Origin of the sequence: uncultured Psychroserpens sp., assembly GCF_947494225.1 — a bacterium.
Taxonomy (GTDB): Bacteria; Bacteroidota; Bacteroidia; order Flavobacteriales; family Flavobacteriaceae; genus Psychroserpens.
In genome coordinates this window covers 744,090-756,201 of sequence record NZ_CANLUG010000001.1, presented here as the reverse complement: position 1 = coordinate 756,201, position 12,112 = coordinate 744,090, and the positions used below count along the sequence as shown (strand labels likewise).

Genomic DNA, 12,112 nt, shown 5'->3' with positions numbered 1-12,112 from the left:
TATAAGGATAGGTTGTTGTCATGTTGCCATTATCGTTGACCACTTTCTTTAATTTTAGACCTGTTGCGTCATGTTTTTTTGGGGCGTTCCCCTCTTTCACTTAAGCTACAGTGGGTCAGGTCTTCCGCTGTATCTTTTTACAAGTTCTCGATACAATGCTCCTCTCGTCGCATCACTCGAACTGACGTAAAAAGGATGCCGCTGCAACCCTTAACGCGAAGCAACAATTGTCGCTCAATCTTACAAAGTAAAAGTACAGAAAATAATCTATACTGTATTAATAATAAAAGCCACAATTTAAATCATGGCTTATATATTATTTAGCTTTTAGCACAAGCGTGGATGCTTGCGCCAGCGAGGGTCATATTGGTATGGATATCAACCCACTCTCACATTGGGAAAGTATTGAAGGGATGTTCACAAGAACTAATGGAGAAATACTAAGGTTTATTTTATCTCATAAGATTCCGCTTGAGATGTTTATTCGTTATGAACTGGCCTGTCGTGGTCATGATGAAAATCATAAATGGGTGGGGTTTGAAAAAGCTGAGAAGATTTGGTTAAAATAATTGAATATCTATTTAAAACTCATAATTAATCTTATGAGTTTTTTTAACTCATAGAATTAATACGCACTGAAGCTTTTACAAGTGCCAGCGCTCTTACTTTAGACAAATGCACATCCTTGGGTTGATGATGAGCGTTTTGAGATACTAATTTTATATAATCATCTCCTTTCTCAGATCGCTGTACGTATTTTACACTTATGAACTCTTCTTGAGCCACATCAACGGAGACTAAATACATTTCACCAAAGAAAATATCATTCCTTAGATCTTCTATTTGTTTATAAGCGACTATATCTCCACTTTTCAATAATGGATACATACTATCTCCGGTAACAAAAACAGCCCCATCACATTTAGGTAAATTAGGTATATGCAAAGTATCTATTGGTGTAGTATCTTGATGGTTTTGGAATAATTCGACCAAGCCTGCTGTAGCTTCAATGTTATATAAAGGAATATCTTGGTTTTGTATATTCTTGTCAGAACGTAAACTAAACACATTCCTGGGTTTACCAAAAGATGCGTTATGATCTCTCGTTTCAAAATTTTTTTTAACGACCATTTTTGGCAATTCTTCTTCCCCTGTTATTTGAGATATAGAGACATGTAAGGCTCTTGCTATTTTTTGCAGTTTAGTGAACGGGATGTCGCTCTTTCCGCTTTCATAATCCACATAACTACGCTTTTTAATACCAGATAATGCAACAACCTGATCTTGAGTCAAGTTTTTAACCTCCCTTATTTCTTTTATTTTCAACATCTTATCTAGCTTTATTATTAATTATTGCATTATTTTGCAATACAATGTTGCATTATTCTGCAATATTATTTACATTTGTTACAACTAAAGAGCAAATATATGCAACATTTTGAAATTATTCTAAATACATTTCATCTTTTTAATTATAAATTTAAGTAAGCCGCCAACCATGACCAAACAAAAAAACGCCCTTATTATTGAGCAGGAACCTCTTATTTCGTTTTCTATTGAAGAAGCTCTTAGACGCGTAGCTGAACTTAACCAAGGAATTAGCTTTAAACCAAAATGTTTAAACTCTTATAAGTTAGCTTGCGATGAAGTCATATCAAAAAAACAGTTTGATCTTGTGTTTATAAGTATAGACATTGAATCAAAAGATCATGAAAAATTACAGTACATAAAAGACATGATGAAATTGTTTAAGGCATCAAATGATCATGTACAATTCTTAATGCTTACATCTCATCAAGACAACTATATGATTGCACACACGATTAAAACACTTGATCCTGATGCGGTTTTATTAAAAAAAGACGTATCCTTCAATGATTTGCTAAAAGCCATTGAAAGCGTTATCAATAGCGTTCCTTTTTATAGTAAATCTGTTTTAAGAATGTTACGTTCTCGTATAACAAGTGATATTCCACTTGACCAAAGAGACAGGCTTATTTTACACCACCTCTCAAAAGGAGTGAGAACTAAAGACCTTTCAGAGCTTGTTCACCTATCTAATAGCGGAATAGAAAGTAGAAAACGCAATCTAAAACGACTCTTTGATGTAGAACAAAAAAATGACCGTTTCCTATTAGAACAAGCTCGAATAAAAGGATTTATCTAGTATTTGAATTAATTTGTAAATAAATTGTAGTTAAAGCAAATGGCTATACTTTAAACATATATAAATTCAAACAGTAAAGCATAATACTTTAAAATATCAAGTTTAAACCTTTACCGCTTTATCTGAGAAGCCTCTATTTTGTTTGCCTAATTTTATTACGGCAATATGAGAACATCGTGGGATACTTCAATCAAACATCTCGTAAAACACGGATTGTTAAACGACCTGTTATCTACTGATCAAATATCTAGCATTCCAAGTTCTAATTTATCTCGCTGGAAAAATGAACCAGATGATAAATACGCATTTTCTGAAATTAATCAAATCATAAAAAAAGAGATTGAATTCATTAAACGAATGAATCAATCTTCAAAAATTAAGAAAATAAATGAAAGCTACTTTAAGTTAGCTGATACCTTTCATCATGTGGTATCTAATATTAAAGGTGTAACATCCTTACTTAAAAATCAGAAAGAACTCATTGTAAATACTATCAACGCTCTAAAAGATATCATCCCAATAAATAACGCCCTAAAACTATTTAACATCTCAAGAAGTACTTTTGAAAACTATAAATCTATCGTGATTCATAAATGTAACGCTTCTTATTTCAAATGGTGTGTTAAACGACTTTCTAATCAACTATTACCAAAAGAAGTTGAAACTATTAAAGTATATATGGAAAATGAGGTTTATAAACACTGGTCAAAATCTTCTATCTATTTAAAGGCCTTACGTGATGAAAATTTAAAATGTGCAATGACGACGTTTTATAAATACTGTCGTTTACTTGGATTTAAAAATAGACCAAGAAAACGAAAATCTGATGGTTATAACCCTATTAAAACATCTAAACCAAATGAACTCTGGTGTGCTGATGTTACTATTTTTAAAACTGCAGATACCTCAAAACATTACATTCATTTCTTAATAGATCATTTCTCTAAATATATTATTGGTTACAAAATTTGTTCTAGTCCGTCTTCCAATGCTATTAAAGAACTGCTTGATAAGGCCTACCAAATACATAAACCTTATAAACTACAATTCTTAACTGATGGTGGAAGTGAAAATGTTAATACAACTGTGTCTAATTTTATAAATAATCCCGAAATTCCTATTGAACATTTTATCGCCCAAAAAGATGTAATCTTTTCCAATTCTATGGTTGAAGCGCTTAACAAAGTCATTAAACATCAATTTCTATTTCCTAAGGATATTGCTAATTCAAATCAGCTCAATAAAATCTTAAACCAATCTGTCGAAATTTATAATCATATACGTCCACAAATGAGTCTAGGTGGTAACTCGCCACAAGAAACGTTTAATGGAATTACTATCGATATTTCCAAATACACTCAAAATTTCAATGAACATAAAACTTTAAGAAGACAACTTAACAAGAAAAACATCTGTAATGTATGTTTATAGATTGATGAACCTTTTAAAAGTAAAAGCAACATAGGAAAATTAAAGTTGCTTTTTAATTGATGTTCTTATTTCAAAACACAACATTATAACTATCTTATTCTCAATACAATCCCATTTATGGGACGCTTTATTTTAAAATAGCTATGTAGATTGCACCGCTGCAACCCTTAACGCAAAGCCACACCTGTCGCTCAATATTATAAAGTTAAAAGTACAGAAAATAATCTACATGCTATTAAAAACAAAAGCCACAACTTACATTATGGCTTTTGTATTATTTAGCTTTTAGCACAAGCGTGGACACTTGCGCCAGCGAGGGTCATCTAATAATATATAATCCTCTTAAATCCGGCGTGTAATGTAAATCATTAATACCTAGATCTTTTTCTTTACAAATATTAATATCTTTCTCAAATTGAACACAATTTGCTATTAAAGGCACTACTCTTACTTCTTTATTATTTATTTTCAATTTCTGATTAAAAATAGAATACAAACTTAGATTATACTCTTCTCCAACCTCAATTAAATCACTAGACTCTTTTTTTTTCAGCTTTTCAGAAATGACTTTATAGTTTAGATTTCCTTTTCTCAAATAAACAAGGTAAAAAGAACCTATTGAGTCAATTTTAAAAACTTTATAGTTTTTTTTTGAGTTTTGAATTTGATCTTTTTTTACATTTCTTGTATCACTACCAAAGGTAAACACTATTACAATTGTGATTATTAAATACTTCATTTTTTAATACTTTGTCAATTTAACTGTATGAAAAATTTGATCCAAGTTTGGTCCAGTAAAGGCTCTTGTTTCATGTAGCCTAGAGAACTCAATTGCATTTTTAATATTTAGTCGTACTCCATTCTTATCGAAATAACCTAGTGTTACATCTCCAGATTGCTTTGCTGCAGCTTCATGTGCTAAATAATATATAGCCGACGCATAATCTTCACCTCCACTTACTTGTCCGAAACCAGTTGCTTTTCCATTAGCTTGTACTAGTTTACCTCCTAAATAAGACTCTGTAATTTCGTGTAAGGTGGTTTGCCCTGGGTCATGATTAATTTTATCCATTCCACTTAACGCCGAAACATTAATCTCTTGGAATGTTTCAACTTGATTGATTATTCCATTACCTTCTAAACTTGAATCAACTGAAGGAGGTGTAAATCCGCCCGTTATTATATTACCCATAAATGTACCTATTAAAACCCCTGCTCCTGTTGAAATATAGTCATTATCTGTAGCCGAAACATTTACATGCACATAAGGGTCATCTATTGCATTAACCAGCTTCTGCGCATCATCAGACAAAGTAGCTTCAGAATCAACCAAAGTATATGACAGTCTTCCATCTTTCATAGATAAATTAAGTTCTGTACTTACCGATGCTTGTAATTCCGCCAAAGCTTCTTTAGATTTATTCCCTGTTATATCTATGGTAAACCTCCCATCTGGATCAATAAAGCTAACGGGATTATTCATCATTGAACTATAAGCTGAATAACTATAGTAATTTTCTGCTAATGGATCAATATTCATCCAGCGCCCTAAAACGGCATCATAATTTCTAAAACCAAAATCGTACCAATCCAGTCCAAGTTCTTTATTAAGCTCTTTTCCATTATATTTATATTTACTTGCCATAGAGTTGCTATTTGAAGATACGACGACATTATAGCCTTTTTGTTTCAAGCCAAAAGGATAGTAGTTGTTTTCTTCTAGTATTTCTAATGCGCCTGTTGTGACACTCACATGGTCTACATAAAAAGAGGTTAAACTACCGGTATTGGTATTGTCCTTATCTATTCTTAAGGTTAATCTGTTGGCTGCATTAACCGTATAGGTGTAATTATGTGTTCCTGTTTGTAAGTTGGCATCCATGGTATTCCAACTTAAATGATTACCATTAGCATCTAACTCTTGGAAATACAATCTTACATTAGATAGTGTATTACCCTTATCAAACACCAGTGTAATATCTAGCACATCCCCTGGTGAAACTGTTAAATTTGGAAGTTCATTTCTAATCCCTTCATAAGCCGAGTTGACATCTACCCTTAGTGTTCCGTTTATAAGCTCTGAGGTGACCGCACCATTATGTACCCAACCACTATAACTGTTGGTTAAATCACTGTCTAAAATATCTTGGTAGCTGTCGTTAGGATCAGAGTAGCTTAATCTAACATTCCCTAAATGGTCTTTGTACTGATACACATACTCATAACTCACACCATTTGGTTCTACATAACCCTCTGGTTGAGAAAAGAACTTTAATACACTATTCTCATAGATGTAGTTCCCCGCATATTCGGTTGTTGTCATGTTGCCATTATCGTTGACCACTTTCTTTAATTTTAGACCTGTTGCGTCGTAAATATAGTCAATTTTCTTGGTACTCGAGTTGCTAAATTCTACGGCTGTTGGTAAATTTAAATGGTTGTATGCAATACTAGTAATATCCTTGTTTTTGTCTTCTATCATATTCCCATTATCATCATAGCCATAGTCCGTACCATTAAGATGTCCATCTATAAAGCCTTCGGTTTGTTGGTTGGTCACCAAATCTTGAACCGTCGTAAGTTGATTGTAATCATAGGTATAAATAAGGTTATCAAAAACAGCTGTTGCGCCTGTACGTTGCAAGCTCGCAATATTTCCGTTTTTGTCATATTGCAATCCGTTAACATGGTAACCATTAGCCTGAGCATAACCACTACCTGTGTCTATAGCCATATTTCCCGCTGTGATTCTATTAAGTGCATCATAGTTGTACCCATAACCTCTTACAGTGGCTGTTGGATCGTTGGCTGTTTTCCAAATGGTTTCACTTATGTTTCCATTATAAAGTTTGTCATTATTTAAACCAAGCTCTTGGCTATCATAATTAATTTTAAAACTAAACAAATCATTACCTATAGCATCTGGGTTGTTTATTTGCTTAAGCCAGCCTCTAATGTTATACGTATAATCTACGTTTTGTAGTGTTGCGCTCTCCTCGTTTCCAACACCTTTACTCGTTAATTGCCCAAGCTCATCATAGGTATTTGATACAATCAGTTCTTCGGGATGTCCTGTAATTTGTTGTTTTTGAGTAAGCAGTCTATTGGCATGATCGTAAGTAAACCTATCGGTTACTACAATAGCAGCATTAGTATCCTTAGTATGTGAACTTTCGGTCTTGGTAACAATGCCTGTAAAGTCCAACTCTGATTTAATTATATCATCTGTACTAAGATAAGTATTCTCACTACCTGCATAAATAGGCTGCGCTTTGTCATCATAATAGCTTACCGAAGTGATCCAATTATTGGTGCCTAACACACGAACCAGACTTCCTGTTGGAAGTGACTTGGTATCACTAGTCACTTGCGTTCCAAATACTGTTCCCGGATTAGCAACCGCAGTGGTTAAACTTGCATTATACCCATCGTAATAATTAACACTATGTAGTGTTAAATTGGTTGTTGGATACACATTATTAGAGTAGTACACCGTAACGCCATCAATCGTAGAAGAACTAGAATCGTTTACCGATGAAGCACTCGTATTTACAGTGGCCTGAACATTACCTCTACTTCCAGCCAGTGCTGTTGTTGTAAATAGTCCTGTATAAGCCACACGATCAAAATCGTCATACTTTGTAAACGACCATTCCATTGGGCTTTTTGCGCGTTGCATAGCATCTTGGGTCGCCATTGGTCTGTCTAGCTTGTCATAAACAATGTATTCCCAGCCCTTTTGTGGAATTTTCTTTTCTACCAATCGATTTCTGTAATCATAATGGTATTGGTAACACAAACCATCAAGTACTTTCGTTTTAATGATGTTTGTTGGTAAACTAGCCACGATTTCTTCTTTTACTAAACTTGTAATTCCGCTACCTGCAATAAACAAATGTCCGTCTTGAATAGAGACCGTATAATCACCATTAAGAATGGTACCAACTACCATATCTGGAATGGTGGATTTTAACTGAAATATCGCACCTTGTTTAAGATCAATACTTGGGTTAAAGGTCATATCAAAATCAACGGTTATCGTATTGGCGGTTTCATCCACAATAATATCAACCTGTCCTGTTCCGCTTCCAACAACATTTCCTTTTTTGTCTAAAGGTAAAAACGACTTATAGGTATCATCATCCACAAAGGATTCTGGTGAAAAGGTCTTTAATATCAGGTCACTCCCTTTTGGTGATAACACATAAGTAAGGTTTCCAAAATCATCATAGACATAGTTCGTGTTGTGTTCTAAACCATTAGAATCATAGGTGCGTTTTAAGATGACTTGACCTTGAGAGTTAGTAAACTCCTCTGCGGTATGTGCTTTTGGATAGGCCTGTCCTGGTTGCCAGTTTTCATCCTTGGTAATGGTCTTATAAAGCTCTCCTGCCACATAAACACCATCGTAATAGAGTTGTGGTGCCTCGGTATTTAAATCTGGAAAAATAACACTGTATTTATCTATGTTTACAGCATTGACCTGATAGTCAAACTTAATAGTGTGATCTAAATCTGAACTTACATCTACAGCCCAAGAATCGCCAGGCGCGCCCTGTTCTAACACTCTGTTAAGAGGGGACTGATCAAAGTGCTTTTCTGAAAATGGATTTGGACTATTAACATCCAAATCGTCTGGATATTTCGCCAAGTACTGATTGTCTAAATCATCAAAAAAGGTTTGATCTTGGATTTGAAAATTAAAAGAACTTACTGCTCTTGAATATGGTAAATAGTCGAAAACTTGCCTGCCATAATTATCATAAACCATTGGTACGATGATATCTTCTTTATTGCCACCCGCTTGTTTGGCAATAGATTGCTTAGCTCTCCCTAAACCGTCAAAGTACGTAATGCTTTCTATTTTGTCGTCAGTAACCAGTTGTCCAGAAGTTAAAGCATAATCCACACCATTAAGCGTTGGCACTTTAAAGGCTGTACTCTTAACATAGCTACTTTGAGCACCATAGACATACTCATTCTCACTTAGTATATAGTTGTCATTATCTTTCACTCGTTTTAAACGATTAAAATCGTCAAACTCATAACTCATCTGGTAGCCTCTTGCATCTTCTTGGCTCGTTATTCCAACCAGTGGATCATAAACATAAGTACTCACCATAGCATTTGAGAGCGTTCTTAAATCATTTGTTTGTTGCGTAGATAGATTTCCTGTAAGGTTAAATCCAGAACCAAAACTAGACAACGCTTCAATATCACTATATGAGGCATTGATGACTTTAGCCAATGGCACAGTAGCATCAAAACCCCAGACGTAAGCAATTTTTATACCATTGGTTTTGCCAATTTCGAGTGGATTCCCATAAGCATCATACTCGTAAAATTCAATACGTTCTTCTGTAATGCCTGTTCCTTTTTGAGTTTCTACCAGTTTAGGAAGAATAAGGTCTGTTTCAAATTCGTGATATGCGGTATTGCTTTGTGAAATCTTAACCCCGTTTTTCGAAGCAATCGTTTCTAGAACCTCATTAACTTTATTGACATTATTTATCATTTTGGTTCTTAGAGCTGCCGATGTACTTGATACATTATCATGTGGGTAGAAATATTCGGTTAAAAGCTCCTGATCTACGCCTTTTTCATTGTAAAAAACCTTTAATGAATCGATTTGATAGTTGGTGGCATCATATACAAACTCTTGCCTAGATTCCTTGATGTTTGCAGGTCCACCATCATAGAAATAATCTTTAGTATCAGTTTCAATAAGCTTTACCCATGTAGATTTTAAATCTCTTGAAATGAAAGTAAAAGGAATAGAGCCGCAGTTTTGATATTGACCTAATAAGCAATCTGTATCGCATCCGCCATTACCATTACCGTGAATAATATATGAAGATGGTACCAATCGATACTTATTATCTTCAACTAATACTAATATTTGTGTGGTTATAATATCTGTTTCTAGAGTTTGAGTGGTATAACACTGTTGCATTGGTCGCTCTGGAATCCCATTAGGATTCATATAGGTATCGTAAAGTTCATAATATTGTTTCCATTCACAATCAGAAGTGTATAATTTATGATTTGTTGAAATCACATCAGAATCATCAAAATCATATTGATTATTAGTTTCTTTTATTATTCTAGTAAAAGTAAAGTTGTTTTCAATATACTCTTCATGTACTTCAGTTTTGGTAAGTAGTCCTCTTTTATAATCTAAATCCTCTGCTGGCGCATATGGATAGGTAAAAGTGGCTGAAGGACTAGAATGGTCTTGTGCTGAAGTATACGTATGTCTAGTAAAGCCATTACCTGGCTCACTAACAGTTATTGTTTTGTAACCTACGTATTGACCTTGGGTAAGCTCAGCATTAAGCCCTCTAGTAGTAACTTCAAAATTAAATGTTACTGGTCCAGTATTTATAGTACCTAAGGCACATTGCTCTGGTATTAAATGTCTTGTAACTGATTCATTATATGTTTTTGTTATACCTGTAAGCAGACCATCTATTGAACCTGATGACCTGTTTTGACCATTAAGATCATCATAAGTGAATTGAATATTTTTCTCATTAGAGGCTAGTAATGGGTCATCCTTAAATTTTATAGACTTTATTCTTACACCACCACCATAAATATACCTTTGAACAACAGGTTTAAAATTCTTATAACCAATGCAAATATCTGCTGTGACATTAGCACCCAAAGTTAGACAGTAAAACCTAACGTCATAACTACCCGCTTCAATATAAAACTTCACTTCCTCTTCAGAATCCAATCTAAAGACTTCTTGAAAGTTATTTGGTCCCGTAACTTCTATATATGAATTAAAAAGAGCCTCTGCACTGCCAGAAATGGAATTCCTTTTATAAGACACTTCTTGGGCTTGAGTTACTGTAAATGTTTCGTGATAAGCATTTGGATTTCCAAAACTATTATGGTTAGTTATGGTATTATCAAAAGATGCGCCAATACTTGTAGACAACCAATTGTCAGGGTTTTTATCACGGTACTCATCATCTGTTAATTGCGTATTTCCTTGATAGGTAATTTTATGTTGTTCAAATTCAAATTCCTTTGACCCTCCTGTTGGATAAATAATACGTGAGAGTAAACCCTTTAAAATAGCCGTATCATCAGGTATAAATAATCCGCAATAATTAGTATTGGCAATAGCTTTATTATAACCCCAGTCATCAGTGTTATTTACATCATCAAAATCTGGTAACAAATGCTTGTCATTATATTCGAATGTATATGAGTTTGTATTTCCATTAGCGTGTTCATTTACACCAATAAGCCATAGCCTATCTGTAGGGTTTTGTTCATTATATACAAATTGAAAGTGTTTATTTTCAATATTTCCAGTTTTTTTAATTCTAATATACTCTAAGACATGCCCGTTTGTTTCAGGGTGAGGAAAGTTATTTTTAAATTCAAAATCTATATATGTACCATCCCTAAAACTTATTTTTGATAGTTTTTGAGTTGTTGTTGCAGTAGTTAAATATGAATGAACAGCTTTTGGTTTTAATACTGATGCATTATATGGTACAGATATTAAGTCATTCCATAATGGTTGAGTAGGATTGATAGGTCTTGTATATGTCCTAGTTACTGATGCCGTATATGTTTCTTGACTTGTCTGATAGTCGAAGTTTACTAATACTAAATCTTGATTAACAGAATTTGGCATTTCAATTCGTGAAAGATGCCAAGCAGATTTACTAATGTAATCTGAACCATCTCCAGAAATACTTGAACTATTATCATGCATCTCTACAGCTACAAAAGGAGCAGTTGTCATTTGTTCAACAACATCAAATACATAAATATACCCCTTTGTATCAATTACTTTAAATGAATAGATATCATAGTAATAATCACTAAGAGGGTCATCGTTATAAGTGATTTCTATTTTTAAATTTTGATTTTTTGATAAAAATTTAGGTACTAAATCATCATTTTCATCTTTAACAATAATAAATCGTCCAGTAACACCTAAAACGTTAAACTGAAATAAATCAGATTCATAATCATAGACGTTATCTGGTGTTCCAGCAGCACGCCATCTAAAACGTTCTTTTTCGCTAGCAATTAGAGTGTCATAGTCCCAAAAATCATCATTATGAAGAACACCCTCTCCAGTGATTCCAATGTTCTTTTTTTTCTCATCGGGTAAGCCTCTTACTGTTCTCGAGATGACTCCACCAGCATTTAAAGACCAGCTTGTACCAACCCAACCTGAGCGGTTATTAATCTTAACACCTTGAGTATTATAACTCAACCCTATATTAACAGCTAAGTCGCCATTAATGGCCTTAGAATAGATTGGGATAGAAATATTAGGTTGTCCTGTATAATAACTTACAGGAACTTCTTCAAACTGCATTAAATTGGCTACAGTTGGTGAGGGCGGAATGATTTCTGGTAATTCTTGACCATAGGACATTGAACATAGCATCACCATAATGATGGTCATACTAGAGCTTACAAAATTTTTCATTAATAAATGAGTTTAATAGTTAATGCAAACACAAAACCCACGACTTG

The 12,112-nt window shown here is 33.8% G+C and carries 6 protein-coding genes; 3 read left to right on the top strand and 3 right to left on the bottom strand.

What is annotated here, in order from left to right:
• Window positions 1-371: 371 nt before the first annotated feature.
• Window positions 372-569 (top strand): hypothetical protein, encoded by a 198-nt coding sequence (locus Q0893_RS03320; RefSeq protein ID WP_299272419.1) that lies wholly within the window; start codon window positions 372-374, stop codon window positions 567-569.
• A gap of 43 nt (window positions 570-612) precedes the next feature.
• On the opposite strand, the gene Q0893_RS03315 is transcribed toward Q0893_RS03320, so the two are convergent.
• Window positions 613-1,329, bottom strand: coding sequence for an XRE family transcriptional regulator (locus Q0893_RS03315; RefSeq protein ID WP_298900941.1), 717 nt, complete (start codon window positions 1,327-1,329; stop codon window positions 613-615).
• 169 nt (window positions 1,330-1,498) lie between these two features.
• On the opposite strand from Q0893_RS03315, the gene Q0893_RS03310 reads away from it, so the two are divergent.
• Both Q0893_RS03310 and Q0893_RS03305 read left to right on the top strand, forming a co-directional pair.
• Complete coding sequence (locus Q0893_RS03310; protein WP_299272417.1) at window positions 1,499-2,167, top strand: hypothetical protein; 669 nt, start codon at window positions 1,499-1,501, stop codon at window positions 2,165-2,167.
• A 165-nt stretch (window positions 2,168-2,332) separates the two neighbouring features.
• Window positions 2,333-3,598 carry a DDE-type integrase/transposase/recombinase gene (locus tag Q0893_RS03305; RefSeq protein WP_299272415.1) on the top strand — a complete coding sequence of 422 codons (1,266 nt, stop codon included), beginning with the start codon at window positions 2,333-2,335 and terminating at the stop codon, window positions 3,596-3,598.
• 319 nt (window positions 3,599-3,917) lie between these two features.
• Here Q0893_RS03305 and Q0893_RS03300 read toward each other — a convergent pair whose 3' ends face one another.
• A complete protein-coding gene (locus Q0893_RS03300; protein WP_298900947.1) occupies window positions 3,918-4,337 on the bottom strand; it encodes a hypothetical protein in 420 nt (139 codons plus the stop codon).
• Window positions 4,338-4,340: 3 nt separating this feature from the next.
• Entirely contained in the window at window positions 4,341-12,065 is a 7,725-nt protein-coding gene (locus tag Q0893_RS03295; RefSeq protein ID WP_299272412.1) for a DUF6443 domain-containing protein, read from the bottom strand.
• Window positions 12,066-12,112 lie beyond the last annotated feature (47 nt).